Origin of the sequence: Hymenobacter saemangeumensis, assembly GCF_039541835.1 — a bacterium.
Taxonomy (GTDB): Bacteria; Bacteroidota; Bacteroidia; order Cytophagales; family Hymenobacteraceae; genus Hymenobacter; species Hymenobacter saemangeumensis.
The window spans coordinates 404,234-430,099 of the sequence record NZ_BAABGZ010000013.1 but is presented as its reverse complement, the minus strand read 5'-3'; the positions used below and the strand labels follow the sequence as shown (position 1 = coordinate 430,099).

At 62.2% G+C, this 25,866-nt stretch carries 10 protein-coding genes and 1 pseudogene; 6 read left to right on the top strand and 5 right to left on the bottom strand.

Features of this window, described 5'->3' with window-relative positions:
• Nucleotides 1-305: 305 nt before the first annotated feature.
• Nucleotides 306-560: pseudogene (locus ABD919_RS23940) on the top strand (YkvA family protein); the annotation flags it as partial.
• A gap of 489 nt (nt 561-1,049) precedes the next feature.
• On the opposite strand, the gene ABD919_RS06040 reads toward ABD919_RS23940, so the two are convergent.
• The 5 genes from ABD919_RS06040 to ABD919_RS06020 form a co-directional block, all read right to left on the bottom strand.
• Entirely contained in the window at nt 1,050-1,316 is a 267-nt protein-coding gene (locus ABD919_RS06040; RefSeq protein WP_345234734.1) for an acyl carrier protein, read from the bottom strand.
• Between the two features lie 107 nt (nt 1,317-1,423).
• The gene (locus ABD919_RS06035; protein WP_345234732.1) at nt 1,424-4,852 is read right to left on the bottom strand and encodes an efflux RND transporter permease subunit; all 3,429 of its coding nucleotides are present in this window, start codon (nt 4,850-4,852) and stop codon (nt 1,424-1,426) included.
• A 54-nt stretch (nt 4,853-4,906) separates the two neighbouring features.
• Entirely contained in the window at nt 4,907-6,046 is a 1,140-nt protein-coding gene (locus ABD919_RS06030; protein WP_345234730.1) for an efflux RND transporter periplasmic adaptor subunit, read from the bottom strand.
• Nucleotides 6,047-6,162: 116 nt separating this feature from the next.
• A complete protein-coding gene (locus ABD919_RS06025) occupies nt 6,163-7,830 on the bottom strand; it encodes a TolC family protein (RefSeq protein ID WP_345234728.1) in 1,668 nt (555 codons plus the stop codon).
• Nucleotides 7,831-7,898: 68 nt separating this feature from the next.
• Nucleotides 7,899-8,513 (bottom strand): TetR/AcrR family transcriptional regulator, encoded by a 615-nt coding sequence (locus tag ABD919_RS06020; protein WP_345234726.1) that lies wholly within the window; start codon nt 8,511-8,513, stop codon nt 7,899-7,901.
• Between the two features lie 229 nt (nt 8,514-8,742).
• On the opposite strand from ABD919_RS06020, the gene ispF reads away from it, so the two are divergent.
• From ispF to ABD919_RS05995, 5 genes are all read left to right on the top strand, one after another.
• Nucleotides 8,743-9,222, top strand: a complete 480-nt coding sequence (ispF, locus tag ABD919_RS06015) for a 2-C-methyl-D-erythritol 2,4-cyclodiphosphate synthase (protein ID WP_345234724.1) — start codon at nt 8,743-8,745, stop codon at nt 9,220-9,222.
• 48 nt (nt 9,223-9,270) lie between these two features.
• Complete coding sequence (locus ABD919_RS06010; RefSeq protein WP_345234721.1) at nt 9,271-10,953, top strand: M28 family peptidase; 1,683 nt, start codon at nt 9,271-9,273, stop codon at nt 10,951-10,953.
• 109 nt (nt 10,954-11,062) lie between these two features.
• Nucleotides 11,063-12,454: a LutB/LldF family L-lactate oxidation iron-sulfur protein gene (locus ABD919_RS06005; protein ID WP_345234719.1), complete on the top strand. Its 1,392-nt coding sequence runs from the start codon at nt 11,063-11,065 to the stop codon at nt 12,452-12,454.
• Nucleotides 12,455-13,216: 762 nt separating this feature from the next.
• Entirely contained in the window at nt 13,217-21,163 is a 7,947-nt protein-coding gene (locus ABD919_RS06000) for an Ig-like domain-containing protein (protein ID WP_345234717.1), read from the top strand.
• Between the two features lie 234 nt (nt 21,164-21,397).
• Nucleotides 21,398-25,417 carry a fibronectin type III domain-containing protein gene (locus ABD919_RS05995; RefSeq protein ID WP_345234715.1) on the top strand — a complete coding sequence of 1,340 codons (4,020 nt, stop codon included), beginning with the start codon at nt 21,398-21,400 and terminating at the stop codon, nt 25,415-25,417.
• Nucleotides 25,418-25,866: the final 449 nt, after the last annotated feature.

The following is a 25,866-nucleotide window of genomic DNA, read 5'->3' as shown; positions in this document are numbered from 1 at the left end:
TTGCGCGGGCAAAGTCAGTACTATAGCAGTAAGGTGCTGCTCCTCGCTCCGTCTTCTTCCTAGCAGATGGAAAGCAAGCACCGGCATCTACCAACTGAGTTAATTGACTAGTAGACCATTTAGGTTTTCCTTTGCTTACGTAGTGCTTATTTCTAAGGACTACGCTACCTTCACCCCGCTTCTTTTTTCTTACGCCCGTGCCTCAAAACCCGCAGACCCCGCCCAGTGGCAGTGATGTTGCCAGCTCCGACATATTTAAAAAGTTCTTAGGCAAAGCCGAGGGCTACATCCGCCAGCCGACGCGCATGAAGCAGCTGCTGACCGATGCTTACCACAAAGCCAGCGAGAAGAACGAGGTGGGTACCCTGGCCCATGAAGCCTGGGAAACCCTGCAAACCCTGTTTCGCCTTATCAAAGCCTCCATGTCGGGCGAGTACACCGGCGTACCGGGCACCACCGTGGCCGCCGCCGTCGCCGTGCTTATTTACTTCCTTAGCCCCATCGACCTGATTCCGGACTTCATTCCTGTTCTGGGCCTGCTCGATGATGTAGCGCTGGTCGCCTGGTTTTCTACTACCCTCAAATCGGAGCTCGATAAATTCCATGAGTGGGAAACAACCCGCCCGGCCCTGGTAGCTGCCACCATTGACCACAGCCACAAAGAGGCCGCTGAAAAGGCTGCTGCGGCCATGAGCTCCACTCCCACCTCGGCCACAGTTATGCCAGAGCACCCCGAGCCCGCGCGTGAGTCGGCTAAGAACGCCGGCACAGTCGACCTGCCCGGTAACCCCGCTACGCAGTCGAACACCGACTCGGGCCTGGGCTCGCCGGAAAGCAGCAGCCCACGCCCGGTACACGAGGCCGGCCCCGACGCGACGCCCTCCGATGACACCAACGGCCCCACGGTGCGGGCCTGGGAAGGCAGCCGCAACGGCACCGATGCCAGCAACCTGGACACCGGCGGTAACGTCCGCTAATCGCTCCAAACCTAAAAAAAGCCCCGGCAATTGCATTGCCGGGGCTTTTTCATTCCGTTTCCACACCCTGCCTTATGCGGCTGCGGCGTGGTCGCGCACGTAGCGCACGAAGTCGCCTACTGTGTACAAGGGCACTTCATCGGGAATGGTGATGTGGAAGTTACGCTCCAGCTCCAGGATGATATCCACCACGTCGACGGTGTCGAAGCGCAGGTCGCGGGATAGGCTGGCGGTTTTACGGACGCGGGAAGCCCGAATGGCTTTGCGCTTGCTGATGATGCGGAACACTTGCTGCTCGATGGAAGCAGCGGGGGCGGCGGTAGTGGTGGATACGTACATATTGATTTGCAAAAAAAGGCTGGCTTGGGAGTAGCAGGTTTTCTGTTGGAGGCTGCCTGCCGGGTTTCTAAAAAGCCACTAGCAGGCAGCCGTAACGAACAAGATGCTTAGGCCAGTACAGCCGGCTCGTGGGCCTTCACTTCTTCAGAGTCAGCCTCGGCCTGATTGGTTGCAATGGTGTCGGGATTTTTTCCGGTAATTTTTCCTTTCAGCGTTTCGCTCAGCAGGTACATCACCGGCACCACTACCAGGGTGATAAGCGTGGCAAAGCTCAGGCCGAAAATGATGGTCCAGGCCAGCGGGCCCCAGAACACGACCGACTCGCCGCCGATGAAGAAGTGGGGGTTGCCGGAGGCGAACAGTTCGTAGAAGTCGATGTTCAGGCCAATGGCAAGCGGAATCAGGCCCAGGATGGCCGCCGTGGCCGTGAGGATAACCGGGTTGAGGCGGGTGCGGCCGGCCAGCACGATGGCTTCGCGCAGGGGCATGCCCTGGGAGCGGAGGATGTCGGTGAACTCGACCAGCAGGATGCCGTTCTTCACCACGATGCCGGCCAGGGCGATAATGCCCACGCCCGTCATCACGATGCTGATGTTCATGCCGGTAATGGCCAGGCCGAACAGCACGCCGGCGATGGAGAACAGCACTTCCGACAGAATGATGAGCGGCTTGCTGAACGAGTTGAACTGGGTAACCAGAATGATGAAGATGAGGCCCAGCGAGAGGGCACCGGCCAGGGGCAGGAAGTCGCTGGTTTCTTTCTGATTTTCCTGGGCCCCGCCCATGCGGATGGTGTAGCCGGGCGGCGTGGGAAAGGCTTTCAGCGCCGTCTCGATGTTGGCCACCACGTCGGGGCCGGTGTAGCCGCTGAGTACGTTGGAGGAGATGGTAATCACGCGCTTCACGTCTTTGCGCTTGATGCCGCCGTAGGTGGTGCCGTAGGTGACGTCGGCCACGGCGCTGATGGGCACCTGCCGTACCTGCCCGGTAGCGTCGCGGAAGGTGAGCGGCGCATTCACGATGGCGTCGATGTCGGAGCGGTAGGGCTGGGCGTAGCGCACCTGAATGGGGTACTCGTCATCCGTCGTCTTGAATTTGCTGGCTTCCGAGCCGTAGATGGCCGTGCGCACTTCCATGCCAATCTGGGCGGTGCTGATGCCTTCGCGGTTGGCCCGGGTGCGGTCGATGTTGACGGCAATTTCGGGGTTGCGGTCTTCGAGGTTGGAGCGCAGCTGCTCCACGCCGCCAATCTTGAGGGAGTCGACGTAGCGGGTCACCTTCTTGGAGAGCTTGGCCAGCGTGGGGTAGTCGTCGCCGGCTACTTCAATGGCAATTTCCTTGCCCGTGGGCGGGCCGCTGGCTTCCTGGTCGACCGACACTTCGGTGCCGGGAATGCCCTTCACCACTTCGCGGATTTTGTCCATGTAGGTGCCGGTGGCCGGCCCCTTACGCTCGCTGAGCTCCTTGAAGGCCACGCCCACCTTGCCCAGGTGCGACTGGGCCACGCCCGAGGCGCCTTCCGAGCCGTCGGTAGCGCCCAGGGCCACGTTGGTAATCACCGACTCCACGTCGGGGTTGTTGCGGCCGATAACGCCGTAGATGCGGTTTTCGAGCAGGCGGGTTACCGAGTCGGTCACGGCCACACGGGTGCCTACCGGCATTTTCACGTAGGTGTAGATAAACTTCGGGTCGCCCTTGGGGAAGAAGGCCACTTTGGGATTTCTAACCTTTACTGCCACCCCCGAGAGAACGAACAACACCACCATGCTAATCATCACCAGCGCCGGGTGGCCAATGGCCCAGCGCACCAGGTTGGCGTAGCCATTCTGGAAGCGTGGCAGCGCGCGGGTCTGGAACCAGGCTATCATCCGTACAAACACGAACTTGTTAAGGAAGCACAGCAGGATGATGGTCAGCATCAGGTTGCCGGTGAAGGGCGAGCGGAAGACGTAGCCCAGCACGGCAATAAGCGCGAGTACGCCCATGGCGATGAGGAAGCCGCGGGTCATCTTCGGCTGGTTGTCCTCGGCGTGGTGGTCTTCGCGCTGCATGAAGCTCACGGCGAACACCGGGTTCATGATAAAGGCCACTACGAGCGACGACATCAGGGTGACGATGAGCGTAACGGGCAGGTAGTACATGAACGAGCCCACGATGCCGGGCCAGAACAGCAGCGGCACGAAAGGCGCCACGGTGGTGAGCGTACCGGCCAGCACGGGTACGAATACCTCGCCGGCGGCAAACTTGGCGGCCTTGGCCGTGGTCAGCTTGGGGTGCTCGTGCAGGATGCGGTGGGTGTTTTCGATAACCACAATAGCGTCGTCGACCACAATGCCCAGGGCCAGCAGGAAGGCGAAGAGCACAATCATGTTCAGCGAGAAGCCGAACACGGGGATGATGAGGAAGGCCAGGAACATGGAAATCGGCACCGACAAGCCCACGAACAGGGCGTTGGTGGTGCCCATGAAGAACATCAGAATCAGCGTCACCAGCAGGAAGCCGATGATGATGGTGTTGATAAGGTCGTGCAGCGTGACGCGGGTGTCGTTGGAGGTGTCGCCGGTCACGGTGATGTTCAGCTCCTTGGGCAGCTGCGTTTTGGAGTCGGCAATGATTTTCTTGATTTTGTCGGAGGCGTCAATCAGGTTTTCGCCCTGGCGCTTCACCACATTCAGCGTGATGGCGGTTTTGCCATCGAGGCGAGCGTAGCTTTCCCGGTCTTTGAAGCCGTCCTGGACGGTAGCGATGTCGCCAAGGCGCACGGCGGCGCCGTTCAGGTTTTTCACCTGGATGTTGGCGATATCCGCGGCTTTGCTGTACTGGCCCGCCACGCGCACGGCCCGCTTCTGGTTGCCCACCTCCACGGTGCCGCCCGAGATGGTCACGTTCTCGTAGCCAATGGCCCGCTGAATGTCGCCGAAGCTCAGGCGCGAGGCCCGCAGCTTAATCATGTCCACGTCCACGTTCACCTGGGGCTCCAGGGCGCCCACGATGTCGACGCGGGTGATTTCGGACAGGGCCTCAATCTTGTCCTGGAAGTCGTCGGCGTACTTCTTAAGCTGCACCGCGGGCAGGTTGCCGCTCAGGTTCACGAACATGATGGGCTGCTCGGAAAGGTTGATTTCCTTTACCGAGGGCGGCGAAGGCAGGTCGTTGGGCAGCTCGGTGCCGGCTTTGTCGACGGCGTCCTTAATGAGCTGCTTGGCGTACTGCACATCCACGCCGGAGTTGAACTCTACGTCCAGGATGCAATAGTCCTGGTTGGAGGTGGAATTGATGTGCTTCACCCCGTTCACGCCCTTGATTTGCTTTTCCAGCTGGCGCGTCACCAGGTTTTCAATGTCGGTGGGCGAAGTGCCGGGGTAAATCGTGGCCACGATGATGCGCGGAATCACGATATCCGGAAACTTCTCCTTGCCCAGCTTGATGTAGGCGAATATGCCGGCAATACAGAGTATCACCGTCATAATGTAGATGCTGGTCTTGTTGTTAATGGACCAGCTGGTTGGCCCGAATTCTCTTTCTAAGTCTTGCATGACTTTCTTCTTAATGAAAAAGCGGAAAAGTTGCTTTTAGCCCGGTGTTGCCGGCTAGCTAGCGGCAACGGCTACCATCTGCCCCTCGTTGAGGTTCTGGTAGCCGGCTGAAATCACCTTGTCGTTGGCCGACAAGCCGCTGGTTACTTCCACCTTGCCGTTGTAGGTGTTGCCGGTTTTGATGATGCGCTTCTTGGCCACGGCCTTGCCATCTTCCTGGGCCACTACATACACGTAGCTGTTTTGCTCGTCTTTCTGCACCAGGTCCACCGGAATAACCGTGGCGTTGGGGCGGTTGTAGTTGAGAATGCGCACGGTGGCCACCATGTTGGGGCGCAGGTCGGCCGCTTTGGCTCCTTGCAGGCGCAGCTCCACGGTGAAGGTGCGGCTGGTGGCGTTGATGGCGCGGCTTACCACGCGCACAGTGGCCGGAATTTCTTCGCCGCCCAGGTCGGGAATGGTTACCAGGGCCTTGTCGCCGGCTTTGATGCTGTTGCCATAGGCCTCCGACACATCGGCCAGGATTTTACCACCGGCTCCGCTGGTGAGGCGGGCGATGGGGGCGCCGGGGGCGGTTACCTCGCCCAGCTTGGGCAGCACCTCGTCTACGGTGCCGCTGAAGGGGGCTACTACATTATACAGCTCCCGCTGCCGGTTGAGGGTGGCCAGGTTGCGCTGCAGGGCCTCGTAGTTGTTCTTGGCCTGCAGGTACTGAATTTCGGTGCCGATTTGCTGGTCCCACAGTCCTTTTTGCTTGTCGTACACGGTTTTGGCCAGCTCCATGCGGGTGCGCAGCTCGGCAATGCCGGCTTCGAGGATGGAGGCATCCACGGTGGCCAGCACCTGGCCTTTGCTTACCCGGTCGCCGCGCTGCACGCGCAGACTGGTGAGGGTGCCGGCCGCACGGGAGCTCACTATCGCATTCTGGTCGAAGTCGACGCGGCCCTGCACTTCGAGGTAGCTCTTGAAGCTTTCGGGCTGCACATTCATTACGGAAACCGGGGTAGCCTGCACGGCGGGCGTAGCGGCCGGCCCGGCTTTGGCTTCCAGCTCGGCAATCTTGGCCGCGTTGGCGGCCTGCTCCTGTTTCAGCTTGGCCAGCTCGGCCTTGGGGTCTTTGGCACCGCCGCAGGACGCCAACAGTAGGGCGCTGGCGAAAAAGAGGGCAGCAGAAGGTGTTTTATAGAAACGCATGGGAAGCGAGTTTTTATTTTCGGGTTGGATGAAGCAAGCCCAGGGCTTGCTTCCGCATAAGTGAAAGGCCTGGGGCGGTATGCGGCGCATGGCGCTGCTGCCCGGCTGGCCGTGAATTACTTCTTTACCTGGCTGTAGAGCTGGCCGGTGGCTTTGTCGCGGTCTACCTTGGCCACCAGCACGTCGTAGATGGCGCCGTAGTAGTTGGTCTGGGCCGTGCGCAGCTCGGTTTCGGCGTTGATAACCTCCAGGTTGGAGCCCACGCCGGCGTTGAACTTGATGCGGGTGACGCGGGCCACATCGGCGGCCAGCTCCAGGTTGGCCTTCTGGTTGTCGAGCACATCGAGGGCATTGACGAGGGCGGCGCGACTCTGGGCGTCCTGCATGTCGATGCTCTGGCGCAGGGTTTCGAAGCCTCGCTCAATGGTTTGCTGCTGAATGCGGGACTGCTGCACCAGGTACTTGCGGCGGAAGCCGTCGAACACGGGCACCTGCAGGGTCAGGCCCACGTTGCCGAAGCCAAACCAGTTCTGGTTGGGGAAGCCGTTGGCAGCGCGGGAGTCGGGCCCGCGGAAGGCGAACAGCTCGCCGAACTCCCGGGATGAGCCGTTGAAGCCGTAGGCGCCGGTGAGCAGCAGGCGGGGGTAGGCCCCAGCGCGGCGGTTGCGCAAATCCAGGCCGGCCAGGGCCTGCTGGGTTTCCAGGGTCGAAAACTCGATGCGGTTGTTGTAGTTGATGGCCGCAGCCACCTGCGAGGGTCGGCCGCCGCTGAGGGCCGTCTGCTGGTCCTGGCGGGTTTGTTCGGTGGCATTGCCGGTGCCGGGCGTAGTGGCTGGCTGGCCGGGCAGGGCCGTGGTGCCGTTGGCGCCCCCACCCTGGCTGAAGCTGGCGGCCCCCAGGCTGTTGCGCAGGGCACCGGCATCTACCACGGCGGCGCCCAGCGAGTCGCTCAGCACGATGTTCTGGCTTTGGGGCAGGCCCATCTGAAACTTCAGCAGGGCCAGGCTCAGGTCGGTAAGGCGCTGGGCTTTCTGCTGCTCTACCTTCAGGTTGTTGAGCTGCACGCGCAGGCGGTCCACGTCGAGCTTTTCGGCAAAGCCAGCTTTATATACGGCGCTGGTCTGGCTCAGCACGGTGTCGAGGCGCTGCACGTTGCGGCCCAGCAGGGCCAGGCGCGAGCGGGCCACCAGCGTGCTGTAGTAGGCCTTGCTTACCTGCTCCACCACGTCAATCTCGGCCTGCTGGGTTTGCTTTTTGGCCAGGTCCTCGTACACCTTGGCCGCCTTGAGGCCAATGAGGTAAGAGCCGTCGAAGAGCAGCTGCGACACGCTGGCCGTGGCCGAGCCGGCGTACTGCAGGCCAAAGGCGAAAGGCTGGGGCGGCAGGGCCAGGCTCTGGGTGCCCAGCACTACCCGCTCGCCGGAGTTGGCGTTGTTCAGGTCGCCCGAGGTCAGCACGGTTTGCGTCACGGGGAAGCTTACCAGCGACTTCTGCAGCTTGAAGTTGTCGGCCAGGTTGGCGCTCACGTTCACCTGGGGCAGGCCGATGGAGCGGATTTCGCCCACCCGGGCCCGGGCCGTTTCCTCGCCCAGGCGGGTAGCCAGCAGGCTGGATTTGTTTTTGATGGCATAGTCCACCGCCTGCGACAGGCTCAGGGCCATGGTACCCCCCGTGGGCGGGGCCTGGGGCAGGGCAGCCGGCGTATTCTGGGCAAGCAGCACCCGCGGCGCGGCGCCCAACAGGGCCGCCAGCAGCAGAAGCTTGGGTTGAAACAGCTTTTTCATTTAGGGTAAAAAGGAGAAAGGGGTAAGCAGAAAAGGTGAGAAACGTGGGTGAGGGGTGCGGGAACGAATTATTCTTCTTCAATAACGTGGCGGTATTTATTGATGAGCTTGTGTCCTTTCAGGGTAGCTACTCCCAGCAGAAAATGCTCATCAAACACCCGGCTCACGCGCTGGGGGGCAAACTGGCCGGGCGGGTACACCTCGGGGTTAAACATCAGGTCTATCTGCGCCAGGTGCAGGCGAGCCAGCACTTCCACATCGAGGTCGGGGCGGTACAGGCCCTCGGCCATGCCCCGCTGCAGGTTCTGGGTGAGCTGCTTGAGAATGAAGGTGCTTTTGTGGGTGGCAAACAGCTGCCAGGCTGCCGGGTAGTATTTCTGCAGGTCGAAGAAGATGCCCGGGTGAACGCCGATTACCTGCTGTTCTACCCAGTCGGTGATGTGCACCATCTCATCTACCGCATTGGCCGACTGGCCTACTACCCCCTGGCACTCGCTCTGCACTTTGGCCAGGTGCTGCTCCATGGTGGCCAGTACAATCTGGTCTTTGTTTTCAAACCATTTGTAGAGGGTCTTTTTAGACATGGCCATGCTGGCGGCGATGTCGTCCATGCTCACGCTTTTAATGCCGTTGCGCATAAAAAGCGCGGTAGCGTGGTTAATGATTCGGTCTTTGATTTCCATGATTTGCGGGGCAAAGATACGATGGAAACTTTTTACGTGCCCAAAGTTTCCATTACTTTTTTGTTATCCGATTTCCGGTTCGAATAGTTCCGCGTCCTCTGGGGACGCATAAGCCGGGGCTTTACTTTACCCGTAGATAGATTTTTTGCTTTGTAGCCGGGCCGCGGCCCGGTTGGCGGCCAACGGGCCGGCCCCAATACCTTTGCGGCCCATTCTCTACTTCCATTTCATGAAAATCCGCACCGGCTTCGGCTACGACGTTCATCAGCTGCGCGAGGGCCTGCCGTTCTGGCTCGGCGGCATTCAGGTTCCCCACACCCACGGCGCCCTGGGCCACTCCGACGCCGACGTACTCATTCACGTTATCTGCGATGCCCTTTTGGGGGCCGCCAATCTGCGCGACATCGGCTTTCACTTTCCCGACACCGACCCGCAGTACAAGGGCATCGACTCCAAGCGCCTGCTGGCCGAGGTGATGCGCCTGCTGCGGGCCAAGGGCTACGAGGTGGGCAACATCGACTCCACCATCTGCCTGGAGCGGCCCAAGGTGAACCCACATATTGCCGAGATGCAGCGCGTGCTGGCCGAGGTGATGGACATTCCCGCCGACGACATCTCCATTAAAGCAACCACCACCGAAAAGCTGGGTTTTGTGGGCCGGCAGGAGGGCGTGGCCGCCTACGCCACCGTGCTTATCGTAGCAGCGTAGATTCTTGCCTGATTTATTTTCCAGCGCCTGGTGCATAGTTCAACCCATATGAAAAAATCATTTCTGCTGGCCTTGCTGGCGTTTACCAGCGCCTGCGCCACGGCCCAGACGCCCAGCAAGACCAAAATCAAGGTGAAGAGCAGTGCCAAGCCTGCTGAAACCACCACCGTGCCCGCTACCGCTACCCCACCCACCCGGCAGGCCCCGGTGGATGCCGACTGGAACGCCCACTACGGCGCCCAGGTGACGGCCGAGCGGCTGCGCACCCACCTGGCCGTGCTGGCCTCCGACGAGTACGAGGGCCGCGAAACCGGCGAGAAAGGGCAGCACATGGCGGCCGCCTACATCGCCAGGCAGTTTCAGGAGGCCGGCCTGACCGGCCCGGTGCAAAAGGAAGGCGGCCCCTACCTGCAAACCTTTCAGCTGGAGCACGTGACCTGGGCCGAAGGTGCCAGCCTGAAAGTGGGCGGCACTACTTATAAGTGGATGACCGACTTCTACGGCCTCGGCGATGCGGGCTTTACCAAGGAGACGGAGGTGCAGCCGCTGTTTGTGGGCTACGGCATCGAGCAGGACGGCTACTCCGACTACAAGGGCAAGAGCGTAGCCGGCAAGGACCTGATTATGCTGCTGGGTGAGCCCAGCGATGCCAGCGGCAAGCCCGTGCTGAGCCCCGACGGCAACTCCACCAAGTGGAGCCGCGACTACCGGGCCAAGGCCGACCTGGCCGCGCAGAAAGGCGCCCGCAGCGTGTTTTTTGTGGACTTCAACCCCAACAGCAACTTCGCCAAGCTGGCGGCCCGCCTCGCGCCCTACATCAACCGGCCCAGCATTATGATGGCCGGCGAGCGCAGCGACCGGGCTCCTTCCTTCTTTGTGTCGCCGGCGGTGGGCTACAAGCTGCTGGGTACCAACGAGGGCGCTATTGCGAAGTACACGGCCAAGACGGCCGAGCAAAAGCAGCCCGTGGCGGCATCGTTCAAGGCAAGCAAGCTGCGCATTAAGGCGCCGCGGCAGCGCACGCCCTTCGGCACCGAAAACGTGCTGGGCTACGTGGAAGGCAGCGACAAGAAAGACGAGGTACTGGTGATTTCGGCCCACCACGACCACCTGGGCGTGAAAGACGGCAAGGTGTTCAACGGCGCCGACGACGACGGCTCGGGCACCTCGGCCATTATCAACATTGCCGAAGCCTTTGCCCGCGCCAAAAAGGAAGGCCACGGCCCGCGCCGCAGCCTGCTCTTTCTGAGCGTGACGGGCGAGGAAGAAGGGCTCTACGGGTCTGAATACTACTCCAACCACCCCATCTTCCCGCTGGCCAGCACCGTGGCCGACCTGAACGTGGACATGATAGGCCGCACCGACCCCGAGCACGAAGGCAAGGCCGACTACGTGTACGTTATCGGCTCCGACAAGCTGGCCTCGCAGCTGAAGGTGATAAACGAGGCCCAGAACAAGCAGTACACCCAGCTCGACCTCGACTACCGCTTCGACGACCCCAACGACCCCAACCGCTTCTACTACCGCTCCGACCACTACAACTTTGCTGTGAAGAAAGTACCGGTGGCATTTTACTTCAACGGCGTGCACGCCGACTACCACGAGGAAACCGACGAAGTCGAGAAAATCCAGTTCGACAAGATGGAGAAGCGGGCCCGGCTGGTGTTTCATACCGCCTGGGAGCTGGCCAACCGCGAAGAGCGGATTTTGGTGGACTCCAATAAGCCTTAAGCCACGCTTCACGCAGTGTTTCGCGGTGGTTGACGCAGTGTTCCGCAGTGTCGTTCTGAACAACACTGCGGAACACTGCGTTTTTTTACACTGCGAAACACTGCGTAAAATGATAAAAGCCCAACAGTTTCAGCTCGACGCCGAAACGAAAGCCTTCGACCGCGAGCACCGCCGCAAAATCCGCTTCAACATCGGCAAGTACGATGCGGCCGTGGCCACCGGCATGGGCCACTATGCCAACCACGAGCTGGCCCGCAGCCGCGGCGCCTACCTCAAGGCCAGCGTGCTGGAAAAGCTCGACGAGTACCTGCTGCAGTTTGAGCAGGCTTTTACTGCCCGGGGCGGCCGGGTTATCTGGGCCCGGGATGCCGACGAAGCCCTGGCCGAGATTGGCCAGCTGATGCAGGCCCGGCAGGCCCGCACGGTGGTGAAAGCCAAAAGCATGACCACCGAGGAGATACACCTCAACCAGTACCTGGCCAAGCAGGGAATAGAGTCGGTAGAAACCGACCTGGGCGAGTTTATCGTGCAGCTGAACGGGCAGCGGCCCTACCACATTGTGACGCCGGCCATGCACCTGAGCAAGGCCGACATCAACGACATCTTCGTGAAGCACCTGGGCACGGAAAGCACCGACGACGCCCAGGCCCTGGTGCTGACGGCCCGGCACCTGCTGCGCCACAAGTACACCACGGCCGAGGTGGGCGTGACGGGCGGCAACTTCCTGGTAGCCGAGGCCGGGGCCATCTCCATCACCGAAAACGAAGGCAATGCCCGCCTGTCGGCGGCCTTTCCCAGGCTGCACATTGCCGTGGTGGGCATCGAAAAGGTAATTCCGCGCCTCACCGACCTGGATTTGTTCTGGCCCCTGCTGAGCACCAGCGGCACCGGCCAGCAGGTGACGGTGTACAACACCCTGTACTTCGGCCCCCGCCAGCCCGGCGAGGCCGACGGCCCCGAGGAAATGGTGGTGGTGCTGCTCGACAACGGCCGCACCAACCTGCTGGCCCAGCCCGACAAGCGCGAAGCTCTGCGCTGCATTCGCTGCGGCGCCTGCCTCAACGTGTGCCCGGTGTACAAAAACATTGGCGGGCATACTTACGAAACCACCTACTCCGGGCCCATCGGCTCGGTGATTACGCCCCACCTGAGCGGGCTGCCCGAACACAAGCACCTGAGCTATGCCAGCAGCCTGTGCGGGGCCTGCACCAGCGTGTGCCCGGTGCGTATTAACCTGCACAACCTGCTGCTGCTCAACCGCCAGCAAAGCGTAAATGAAGGCCATGCCCCCGCCGAGGAAAAGCTGGCCATTGGCTTGTGGAAGTGGAGCATGCAGCACCGCTGGGCCCTGGACCTGCTGCCAGGGACGGTAAAAGACTGGAGCCTGCAGCGCCTGCTGGGCCAGGTGGGCTGGAGCAAGCGCCGCGAAAGCCTGCACATAGCACAAAAGTCGTTTCGGGAGCTGTGGCGGGAGAAAGGGCGCCCGGCTAGCCGCGGCTAAAATCCGCTCTATTTCTTGAATCGTAAGTTCGGCCGGTGCACACACCCTTGGGCTTGCCGTGCCCGGGCCGCAACGCCAGCAGGGTTGAATCGGGTTTGCCGTACGCGCCTTCAGGCTGCAAGCCTGCTGCTAGGATTGCCATATACACCCAGCCGACTGTATGGGAATTTGACATGCCGGTGCCGGCAGATAAAGCAGAGCAGCAGTTTTTCTCGCGCACGGCCTTTGCTCGTCGCATCTATATGGTTCAGCGACAAAAGTTTGCTATTGAACGAGTAATTGTAACGCATTGGCCGAAGGTGCATAACTTTTATGTAATGCAAGCGGCCACATGCCGTGATTTGTCAAGTTTATTCTTGAAAATATTATAAATTTCACCTTCCATATAAACCTCTGCTTCTTGCCCAGCGCTTCAGAAAACCCGTTCTTTGCACTTACTTTCTTCACCTACTGCACAATTAATTGTGCAATTCTGCATTAATAGAACCGTTACGAACAAAGCTTCTTCATCGAAATTTCATAGTCCTTTTCCAGCTTTATGATACTGGCGGGAAAGTGATTCATTGTCGCGTCTCACTACCCTTTTTCCATTTTTCTCCATCTCTATTAATAGCAATGAAACAATTTTTACATGTGGGCTCGCGTATGGCGGAGCTCTGCCGCCGAAGTACCTGGCTGCGGCTTCTGAGCTTGGTAATACTGTTGAGCGGGCTGCTTCCTTTCCATAGCCGCGCTTCTAGCGGCATCTTTGAGGGATATGTAGTGTTGAACCCAGGCAGTGGCACTACTTACTACGACCTGAACGGCACCACGCAGAACACCCAGACCATTAACCCGGACTTTAACGGGGGCTTTCTGGGCACCTTTGCTCCAGGGGCAACCCTGGTCTTTCAGGGCGGGCAGCTGAAAACTTTTAAAAACAGCGGGTGCGACGTTATCAATGCCAGAATGCACTACCGGGTGTATCCGGCCGGCCTGCCGGGCGGCAGCTTCACCGCCATCAACCTGCCCTTCGACCAGAACCTGCCGACCCCTGGCGACCAGCAGTGGACCAGCACTTCCTCAACTGCCAACCTGCTGAATGGCCTCGCCGCCGGCGACTATACGGTAGAGGTATATGGCTCGTCAGACTATCAGTTCTGTGGCAACGGCACCAACTACTATAGCGACGGCGGTACCAACTACCGCGCTAGCTTCCGGGTAGCTAATGCCGCGACGACGGTCCTGACGGAAACTTTTGAAGCCGGCAGCAGCTTCACCCTGGTCAATGGCTCGGCAGATAATACCTGGGTGCGGGGCACGGTAGCGGGCGGTGCCAGCAATGCGCTTTACATCTCCAACGACGGGGGCAGCAGCTACGCCTACAGTGGCGCGAACAACGGAAACCGCAGCCAGGTGCATGCTTATACCGATGTGACTGTAGGCGCGGGTCAGACTATCATCAATTTGGCCTTCCAATGGAAGAACATAGGGGAAAACACCTTCGACTACCTGCGGGTATCATATGCCCCTACCACCTTTACCCCCTCGGCAGTAAGCAACGCCAGCCTTGCCGTGGGCACTCCCATCAGCGGCACTGGCACCGGTACGCCGGTTATCCTGGCCGACAACCTGAACGGACAGTCGGCGTTTACCAGCCGTAGCATCGTGCTGCCCTCCAGCCTGGCGGGCAGCACGTTTCGCCTTATTTTCAGCTGGATTAATGATGGCTCGGTGGTTGCCAACCCACCAGCGGCCTTCGACAACGTGACCGTAACAAGCCAGGCTCCCAATCCCATCTGCGGTATTAAGAGCGTAGGGCCCAGCGGCGACTTTGCTTCGCTGACGCAAGCCTTCAGCACCATCAACGCGAATGGCATCTGCGGACCGCTGGTGCTGGAGCTGCTGAGCAGCTACAGCAGCTCCGGGGAAAGCTTCCCGCTTGTGTTCAGCTACGCCGGCACCACCAGCACCAACACCGTGACGGTGCGGCCACGGGCCGGCGCTACCGGCCTCAGCATCAGCAGCACGGCAGCCCAGACCCTGAATATCAGCGGCACCAGCTACTTTATTCTCGACGGCCGGCCGGGTGGCTCGGGCAGCCTCGTGAGTGGCCCGGCTCAGAACACCGACCTGCTCATTGCCAACACCAGCACCTCCGGCAGCCCCCTGGTCTTCAGTAACGATGCCAGCTTTAACACGGTACAGCACTGCCGGGTGCAGGGTGTCGGCACGGCCTCTACGGCAGCCGACATTGCGTTCAGCAGCACAGCTACGGCCGGCAACAGCGACAATATCATCCGCTTTAACACCATCGGCAGCGGGGCCACCACCCCCACCACCCTTATCTACTCAGGCAGCAGCACCAACGCCCGCAATACCATACAGGGCAACGAACTGCAGAACTTCTACAGCAGCAGCGGCGATGCATACGGCATCTTCCTGAGCGCGGCCGGCAGCGGCTGGAGCATTCGCAGCAACAGCCTGTTCTGGACGGCCGCCCGCAATGGCGTAGGCTCCAGCACCCTATACGGCATCAACATCGCCGGGGGCAGCAGCGGCTGCACCATAGAGGACAACTTCATCGGGGGCACAGCGGCCAGTGCCGGCGGCACCCCGATGACCATCTCCGGCTCGCCCGTCAGCTACCGCTTCCGGGGCATTTCGCTGGCCGGCTCGGGCACGGCGGCCAGCATTCAGAACAACACCATTGCCAACTTTGCCTGGCTGTCGAGCAGCGGCGCCACCACGGCGCCCGGTATTTGGACCGGCATGTACCTGCTGAGCAATGCCAATGTGGGCACCGACATCGGCAACACGATTGGCACCAGCAGCGGCGGCGTGGTCGTGACAAGCAGCACCGGAGGCGGCATCAGCTATGGCATCGTCAGCTCGGCTGGCCCATCGGCCCTGCTCATCTCCCAGAACACCATCAGCAACCTGCGGGCAGCGGGCACCACCACCTCGATACCGGTCAGCTTCGCGGGTATTCAGACGGCAGGCAGCAGCAACACTATTTCCCGCAACAGGATTTATGACCTGACGGCTGGCAACAACGGCACGGCAACGGGCATTATCGCCTTTGGTGGCAGCAGCACCGAAATCAGCAACAACCTGATTGGCGACCTGAAGGCACCGACCGCGAGCAACCTGCTGGCGGTGTCGGGCATTACCGTTTCGGGTGGCAGCGCCGTTACCCTGTACTACAACACCATTTACCTGAATGCCAGCAGCAGCGCCGCAACATTTGGTAGCTCAGGCATTTACGCCTCGAGCACCACTACCAGTATTGACCTGCGCAACAACCTGACAGTAAACAACTCGGCCCCGGGTAGCGGCAACGGCCTGAGCGTGGCTCTGCGCCGCGCCAGCACTACGCTGGGAACCTACGCCTCTACTTCTGATACCAACCTGTACTACGCCGGCACCCCGGCAGCCAACCGGCTTATCTACTATGATGGCACGAACAGCGACCAGACCATGGCGGCCTTCAAGACGCGGGTAGCCCCGCGCGAGGCCGGCTCGGTAACGGAGAACGTAGCTTTCGTGAGCACCACTGGCACCGCCGCCGGCTTCCTGCACATCGACCCCAGTGTGCCCACCCTGGTGGAAAGCCGCGGCGCGGCCATTGCCGGCCTAACCGACGACTACGATGCATTGAACACGCGCCCTGCTGGAGGCTACCCGCTGGCCGGCCAAACCAATGGCGGCGGCTCTGCTCCTGACCTGGGTGCTGATGAGGGCAACTTTACGCCCCTGCCTGTGGTGGACGTGGGCATCACGGCGCTGGCAGCACCGGCGGCTAGCCAGGCCTGCTTCACCACCAACGAAACTGTGAGCGTGACGCTGCGCAACTTCGCCAGCACCCCGCTCAACCTTGCCACCAACCCGGTAACGGTGAGCGGCACCATTACGGCGCCGGGCTTTACTACCGTTGCCCTGCCGTCGGTAGTTCTTTCCAGCGGGACGCTTGCCGGCAACGCCTCGCAGACCGTTACCTTCCCCGGCACTTACGACTTGTCGGTCCCGAACACCTACACGTTCAACATTAGCGCAACGGCGACCGGCGACGTAGACCCCACGAACGACGCCCTGCCGGCCGGCAACAACACCCGGGTGGTACAGCCGCTTGCTGCTGGCACCGCTTCGGCCAGCCCGGCCGCGCTGTGCGGTACTGGTAACACCACTACCCTCACCCTGAGCGGCAACTCCGGTGGCAATGTGCAGTGGCAGACCTCGCCCGACAACCTGACGTTTACCGCTATCGGCGGCGCCACCAGCACCAGCTACACTACGCCCCCGCTAAGCCAGACCACCTACTACCGCGCCGTAGTGAGTTGCGGCGCCAACAGCCAGACGTCGAACGTAGTGACAGTAACCGTCAGCGACCCGCAGATTACGGCCGTGAACAGCCCCAGCCGCTGCGGCGCCGGCAGCGTGACCCTGACGGCCACGGCTACGGCCGGCGACACTCCATATTACTACACCACCGCCACCGGCGGTGTGCCCTTTGCCTCGGGCAGTTCGGCTACCGTAACGGTGAGCGCCACCCCAAGCACGCAGACCTACTACGTAGAAGCCCGCACCGGTACGCTGAACGTAGCCGGTGAGCAAAGCAACAGCAGCGCCCCCAGTGGCAGCGTATTCCAGCAGTCCACTTTTACCGACTACCCCCTGGGCTTTAACGTTTTAACGGCTGGCACCCTGACCAGCGTTGACGTGTATCCCTCGGCTGCCGGCACGCTCACCATCCGCCTGTACACCGCCACCAACCCCGGGGCCGGTACGGCCGTGGCGGGCTCCGACCGCACGTTTACCATCACGGCCGGCCAGGTGGGCACCCGCGTAACGCTGCCGCTGTACTACTCGCTGGCAGCGGGTGGCTACAAGCTTAGCAATTTCGCCGGTACCCTGGGTCGCTACTCGACCTATACCGGTACTTACCCCCTCACCAACGGGGCCCTTTCGGTAGTAGGCTCCTACAACTTCTTTACCAGCACGAGCTATAGCAACACCACCTACAACAGCTTCTTCAACCTGGGCTTTGCGCCCGGCAGCAGCGGCTGCGCCTCCACCCCGCGCACGGCCATCAACGTGACCGTGACGCCGGCCCCGGCCCTGCCCCCAGTAAGCTCGGCCCAGACCATTTGCAGCGGCGCCAGCACCAGCATCACCTATTCGGGCTACAGCAACCTGACGGTGAGCCCGACTACCGGCGCTACTGTGAGCGGGCAGACCATCACGTTTAATCCGACCAGCACTACCACTTACACGGTAACCGGCAACGACGGCACCGGCCCCACTGGCTGTTCGGCCACGGCTACCGCCACCATCACGGTGAACCCGGCACCCAACGCCCCCGCGCTGACGCCATCGGCACCGGCCCCCATTTGCGTGGGCACCAGCACCACGGTTACGGCTTCGTCGAACACCGACATGCAAAGCAACCGCCCCATCCTGACTGCCAGCTTCGACACCGGCACGGATGGCTTCACGGCCACCAGCACCGGCTCGCAGGTCAGCTCCGGCTTTACCCGGGTAGCGGCCGGCTATCTGCGGGGTACTGCCAACACCCCTTACAACGGGCCAAGTGGCGCAAGCACCGGCGGCTACTTCATTTCCGACAGCGACAAGTACGGCTCCGGCGCTACGTCGCCCTCCACCCAGACCACGCTGCTGTCGCCGTCCTTCAGCACGGTGAACTATACGGCGGCTACGCTTTCTTTCCAGCACTACTACCGCCGCATCGCGGCCGACGTAGCGGTTATTATCGAATATAGCACCAACGGCAGCACCTGGACCTCGCTGGTCAGCTACACTGCTACTCAGGGCACGGGCTCCGGCACCGAAGCCACCACGGCAGTAGCCCTGCCCGCTGCGGCCCTAGGCCAGAGCAACGTGCAAATCCGGTTCCGCTACCAGACCGACAACGGCTGGTACTGGGCTATTGATAACGTAAGCATTGCCGGCAGCTACAGTGAAGCCCCCACTTTCGCAGTCTCGCCCACGACCGGGGCCACGGTTTCGGGCTCGACCATCACGTTCAATCCCACCACGACGACGACCTATAGCGTAACAGCTCAATATGCGAGCACCGGCTGCACCAGCCCGGTTACCCCCGTTACCATTACGGTAAACCCACGGCCCACTGCAGCCTTCAGCAGTGGCAGCACCTTCACTACCTGCTCGGGCACCAGCACCACGCTTACGGGTACACTGACGGGCACAGCTCCCTTTACCGGCGAGTACACGGTGAACGGCGGCACACCTCAGCCCCTGTCCATTTCGGGCAACACCTTCAGCATCGCCACCGGCACGCTGACGGCCAACTCGACCTTTGCCATATCGGCTTTGAGCGACGCTAACTGCTCGGCGACGACGCTGCCGGCGGCTTCGGCCACCATTACGGTAAACCCGCGGCCTACCTTCACGATTTCCGGTGTAACTCATGTAAACTGCTTTGGCAGCAGCTCGGGCAGCATCACGGTAGCTGCCTCGGGTGGCCTGAGCCCCTACCGCTACTCCAAAGACAACGGCGCAACCTACCAGGTCAGCAACACCTTCACGGGCCTGGCAGCCGGCACCTACCAGATTCTGGTGCGCAGCAACGCCGGCGCCCTCTGTACGGCGGTAGCCAGCCAGTCGGTAACCATTACCCAGCCTACCACCGGGGTGGCGGTAAGCGCCACGCGCACCAACGTGAGCTGCACCAACGCCAACGACGGCAGCATCACCGCCACCGGCTCGATGGGGGCCGGCCCCTACCGCTACAGCATCGACAACGGCAGCACCTTCCTGCCCGGCACGCCCACCGCTACGCCCTACACCTTCACGGGCCTGGACGCGGGCTCCTACACGGTGCTGGTGCTGGATGCCAACGGCTGTACCGCCAGTACGCCCATCACCATTACCACCACCAACCCGCGCCCGACGGCTTCGCTCAGCAACAACGGCCCGCTCTGCGCCGGCAACCCGGCCACGGTAACGGTAAACCTGACCGGCACGGGCCCCTGGAACCTGACCTACACCAACGGCAGCACATCTACCACGGTGTCGGGCATCAGCAGCAGCCCCTATACTATCAACGTGCCGCTGCTGCTGAACACCACTACCTACTCGGTCACCGCGCTCAGCGACGCCTTCTGCACGGGCGCCGGCTCTGGCCTGGGCAGCACCACCATCATGGTGAACACCACCACCACCTGGACCGGCACCGCCAGCAGCGGCGACCCCACCGACTGGTTTAACAGCGACAACTGGACCAACTGCATCCCGACGCGCTTCGTGAATGCCGTAATCCCGAACGGGGCGCTCAACTACCCCGAGCTGCTGACCACGGCCACGGCCGAGGTGAATACCCTGATTGTGAACAACGGCGCCAGCTTCTACCAGGCCGCCGGCCAGCTGCACATCTACGGCAACCTCAACAACAGCGGCTTTCTCGACATTGCCCCGATTGATGGGCTGACCGGCAACCGCGTAGGCCCCACGCTGGCCATTCTGGGCCCCGGCCCGCACATGATTAACGGCCTGGGCGAAGTGCTGCACCTGGCCATTGATACCGGCAGCGGCACCACCTCGCTCAGCCCCAACCTGAGCGTGTACGGCTCGCTGACCATGACCAGCGGCCTGCTGAGCACGGGCAGCAGCACCATTACGCTGCGCGACATCGCCAACGGCCCCTACAGCACGGCGCCGCTGGTGGAAACGGAAACCAGCTACGTGCTGGGCCGCATCTCGGTCATCCGCGACCTGAGCACGGCCGGCGCCTCGGACAGCTTCAATGGCCTGGGCCTGACCCTGACCCCGAACGCCGCCTCTACCACCCTGCCCGGCATCACGCAGGTGACGCGCACGACCGGCACGGTGGTGCTTGGGGTGAACAACAACCAGAGCATTCTGCGCCAGTTCCGCATTATTCCGCAGAACGATGAGGACCTGAACGTGAATATGCTGTTTGGCTACTTCGACCACGAGCGCAACGGCTACGCCGATGCCAACCTGATGCTGTTCAGCCGCGACCTGGCGGCCACCGGGGCTACTCCCTGGATGTATTACCGGGCCTCGCTGGGCACGGCCACGCCGCCCAACGGCACCAATGTGGGCACCGTGGCGATAAACGGCCTGAGCAGCCTGCTGCAGGACTGGACCGTGGGCAGCAGCCTCAGCCCCCTGCCCGTGGAGCTGACCCGCTTCGAGGCCCGCCGCCTGGGCGACGCCGCCGAGCTCAGCTGGGCCACGGCCTCGGAGAAGAACAACCGCGGCTTTGAGGTGCAGGTAAGCGCCAATGGCCGCGACTTCCGCGCCCTGCACTTCCTGGCGTCGGCCTCGCCCAACAGCCTGGCCCCGCGCAGCTACAGCTACTCCGACCGCGAAAGCGGCAAGACCGGCCTGCGCTACTACCGCCTGCGTCAGGTAGACCTCGACGGCACGGCCAGCTTCTCGCCCGTGCGCACCGTGCTCTTCGACCAGCCCCACACCAGCCTGAGCGCGGCCCCCAACCCATTCCGCCAGGAGCTGCAGGTAAGCGTGCAGCTGCCTGCTGCCCAGGCCGCTACCCTTACCCTGACCGACCTGGCCGGCCGCCTGGTGCGCGAGCGGAAAGTGCAGCTGCCGGCGGGCACAACCACACTGCAGCTGCAAGACCTGGGCAGCCTGCCTACCGGCGTGTACCTGTTGCGCCTGCTCCACGCCGGAGCGCCGCAGATGGTGAAGGTGGTAAAGGAATAACCTTATTCCGCCTTTTTGCTCTCCGCCCCGCTGGCCTGTGCCGGTGGGGCGGTTTGCTTTGTGCCGCCCCGCCGCAAGGAGCCCGGCGGGTAGCTGGCCCACAGAGGCTGTATCTTATTCTTTGCTGAATCTTAGCTACTTTTAGCTCTCGTATCGTGCATATTAGCCGCCACCCCTCAGCGCGTCAGATTTGCCTTATTTAACCTTGGTTTTTTCCCATTTAACCACCCATCAATGACAAACCTCTTCTCATCCTGGAAGAACAGGCTAGCCACGGCTGGCCTTCTCTTCGGTTTGCTCTCCCCAGGCCTCGTCGAGGCCCAGGTATCGAGCTACGTCTTTGCCGCCTCCAGCGGCACCTACACGCCGCTGCCAGCCTCGGCCACCCAGGTGCCGGCTATTCTGGCCGACGACGTGATTTCAGGCGCACTGCCCATCGGCTTTCCCTTCGTGTTTGATGGCGTGACCTACACCGAGCTGCGGGCCAGCTCCAACGGCTTTCTGTCGTTTAACCCCGCCGCCGGCTCTAACCTGACCAACAGCCTGGCCACCGCTACCAACGAGCGGCCGCTGATAGCCCCGTTCTGGGACGACCTGGACGGCCGCCCCATGGGGGCCACCGCCTCGGCCAGCTACCAGGTAACCGGCACGGCGCCAAACCGGGTGTTCACCTTTGAGTGGTACAACTGGGAGTGGTTCTACACGGCCAACGTAGCCGTTATCTCCTTCCAGGTAAAGCTCTTCGAAGGCAGCAACCAGATTCGGTTTATCTACCAGCCCGAGGCCAACATGCCCAGCGGCGGCCTCTCGGCCTCCATTGGCATTGCCGGGGGCGGCGCCGCCGGCTGCGCCAGCGACTTCCTGAGCCTGAACAACGCCAGCGCCTCGCCCGTTGCCAGCTCCACCACCGAAACCACCTCGATTAATACCCGCCCGGCCAGCGGCCAGACTTACAGCTTCACGCCCCCGCCCCCGCCCATGGGCACCTGCGCCGCCGTGCGCTGCGCCAACGTGAGCAACATCACCGGCAACTCGGCCCAGCTCAACTTCAGCGGCAGCAGCAACGTGACCAGCTACACCGTAACCTACCAGGCTATGGGGGGCGCCACGCAAACCGTAACCCCGGCCCCGACGGCCTCGCCGGTAAACCTCATGGGCCTGAGTGTAAACACGAGCTATACGGCCACCATCGTGGCCAACTGCGCCAGCGGGGCTTCCACCCCGGTTACGGTTAGCTTCACCACCTCCAACGGCTACTGCGTAACCGGCAGCGGCGGCACGGTGCTGGGCGGCGTGTGCGGCGGCAACAACCTCACCGACATTGCCCTGGTGGGCACTTCGCTGAACGCCACCAACCTCACCTGCAACACCCCCGTAGCCGGCACGGCTTACACCAACTACCCGGCTTCGGGCTCCACCACCACTACCCTGCAGCAGGGCGTTACCTACCCCATCACCGTCAACACCACCGGCAACAGCATTGTGTCAGTGTGGATTGATTACAACCGCAACCTGGTGTTTGAAGCCTCGGAGTGGGTGCAGATTGCCACCACTACCACGGCCGGCACCGCCGTAACGGCCAACATTACGATTCCGACCAACGCCCTGGCCGGCCCTACCGGCATGCGCGTTCGTAGCCGTGCCAGTGGCTCGCCCAACGGCGCCAGCGATGCCTGCACGCAGTTCTTCTCCGGCGAAACCAAGGACTTCACCGTTACCATTGGCCCGCCCCCGGCCTGCCCGGCGCCTACCGGCCTCACGGCTACCAACGTTACTACCACCAGCGCTACCCTGGAATTTACCACCGTGGGCGCCGGCACCTACACCCTCATCTACGGTCCTCAGGGCTTCAACCCGGCCGTAAGCGGCACTACCGTTACGCCGGCCACTTCGCCGGTAAACGTCACCGGCCTGCAGGCCGGCACTACCTACCAGTTCTACGTGCAGCGCGACTGCGGCGCGGCCGGCCCCAGCGTGAACGTGGGCCCCATCAGCTTCACCACGCTGATTGTAAACGACGACCCCTGCGGCGCCACCACCCTGCCCCTGAACCTGACGGGCTGCATGCCCTACGCGACCACGTCGACCGGCTCGACCACGACCACGCCCAACGGCTACACCAACCCCGGCACGGGCTGCGGCATTGCCACGGCTCCGCGCGACGTGTGGTTTAAGTTTACCACGGCCGCCAGCGGCGCCGGTGCTACCGACGTGCGGGTAACCGTAACCGGCGGCGCGGCCAGCGTAGTACAGGCCCTGTCGGCCAACGACTGCATGGGCCCCTTCACGCCCATTCGCTGCAGCGGCACCACGGCTAACGTAGCCGCGCCGGCCCTGGACCTGACCAACCTCAGCCCCAACACCACCTACTACGTGCGCGTGTACAACTACACCGCCGTGGCCCAGTCGGGCAACTTCACCATCTGCGTAACCCCGCTGCCCAGCTGCCCGGCTCCCACCGGCTCCACGGCCATCAACATTACCAAGAACAGCGCAACCCTGAGCTGGATGACCGGTGCCGGCGCCCCCAGCGGCAGCACCTACACCCTCACCTACGGCCCCCCCGGCTTCAACCCCGACCAGGCCGGCACCACCATCCCGAGCGTGAGCGGCAACAGCTTCCAGCTGACGGGCCTGACGCCCCAGACCGACTACTGCTACTACATCCGCCTGAACTGCGGCGGCATCAACGGCAACAGCCAGCGCGTAGGGCCCATCTGCTTCCAAACCCTGCTGGAGAACCCCGCCAACGACGACCCCTGCGGTGCCCAGGCCCTCACCTCGGGCGCAGCGGCTGTGCCCGGCACTACGGTTGGCGCGTCCACCACGCTCATTAGCGGCATCACCCTGCCGGCCTGCTCGCCCGCTTCCAACCCCCGCGACGTGTGGTACACGGTAACCATGCCGGCCGCCACGGTTGGTACCGACTCCCTGATTATCCGCCTCACGGGTGCCGCCGCCGGCATGGTGCGGGTGTACACCTCGCCTGACTGCGCCAGCGGCCCCTTCGCCTCGGTGGCCTGCCAGGCGGCCAGCAGCAGCAACACGGGCTTTGCCGCCCCCATCCGCATCGGCAACCTCCTGCCCGGCACTACCTACTACCTGGCCGTGAGCGGCTACGGCAGCTCCGACACGCCCGGCACCTTCAACATCGGCGTGCAAACCATTTACGTGGGCCCGACCTGTAACGCAGTGACGGCACTGGCCGCCGGCAGCCTGACCCAGACCTCGGCCAGCGTGAGCTTCACGCCCGGCGCCAACAACACGAGCTACACGGTAACCTACGGCCCCACGGGCGGCATGGCCACCACCATCACGGCCACGGCATCGCCCGTAGCGCTCACCGGCCTGCTGGCGGGCACCAACTACACCGTTACCGTAACGCCGCTGTGCTCAAACGGCGGCTCGGCGATGGGCAGCACCATCACCTTCAACACCGTAGCTCCCACCTGCGACCCGGTAACGGCCCTCGCCGTGGGCAGCATCACCAGCAACTCGGCCAGCGTAAGCTTCACGCCGGGTGCGGGCAACACTTCGTACAACGTCTCCATCTCGGCGCCCGGCAACCCCACCACGGTGGTGATGTCGACCTCCTCGCCGGTGGCGCTGACGGGCCTGCAGGCCAGCACCATGTACACCGTTACCGTAACCCCCGTGTGCTCGGCCGGCGGTATGGCCATGGCCACCACGACCACGTTCTCGACGACGGCACCGGTATGTAACCCGGTAACGGCCCTTGCCGTGAGCAACGTTACCAGCGCTTCGGCTACGGTAAGCTTCACGGCCGGCACCGGCAACACCAGCTACACCGTGGCTTACACGGCCACTGGCGGCGGCACCACGGTAGTTACGGCCACCAGCTCGCCGGTAATGCTGTCGGGCCTGACGCCCGGCACGCCCTACACGGTAAGCGTAACGCCGCTGTGCTCGGCGGGTGGTACGGCTACGGCCACCACCACCACCTTCAACACGCCGCTGAAGGCCCGCACCGCGCTGGGCAACGGCGTGGTGGGTGTGTTCCCCAACCCGGCCCATCACAGCTTCACGCTGTCGGTGCCCGCGGTGGGCAGCGCCCGCACGGCAACGGTTGAGATTCTCAACACCCTCGGCCAGCTCATGAGCAAGCAAAGCATTGCCCTGACGGCTACCGGCACCCAAGCTACGGTGGACGTGAGCAGCCTGGCAACGGGCGTGTACCTGGTGCAGGTACGGGCCGGCCAGGACACGGCCATCGTGCGCCTGGTGGTAGAATAAACGTCTCTTCCTTTACTAAAAAAAGCCCCGCCAGCATCTGGCGGGGCTTTTTTGTGCCCATTGGGTACAGGCTGGCGCGGCCAGCTGGTGTAGCAGCAGGCGAATAGCCGGCTGCGCGCAGCTGCCTGCTGCCGGCCTGGTAGCAGCACCTTTCGCCCCACACCGGACAACACCAGTCAACCACCCGTTCTCCGGGCTTCTTTGTGCTTCAGCGGCAATTGCTCCGGGCCCTTGCCCAGGGATATACCTTGATTCGAAAAGTGAACAGTCCCGGAATAAATGTCGAACCCGGCTACCTGCCACCACTTCTCTGCCAGGACTTTTTCCGGTAAGCACTGGGAACCAATTGTGTTTTCCCTTTGCTTAAGGCAACCCGGGCCCACCTTAAAATGAAATTAATGCGTGCTGTGAAATCAGCTTATAATACCCAAACCCCGGGATACACAGGA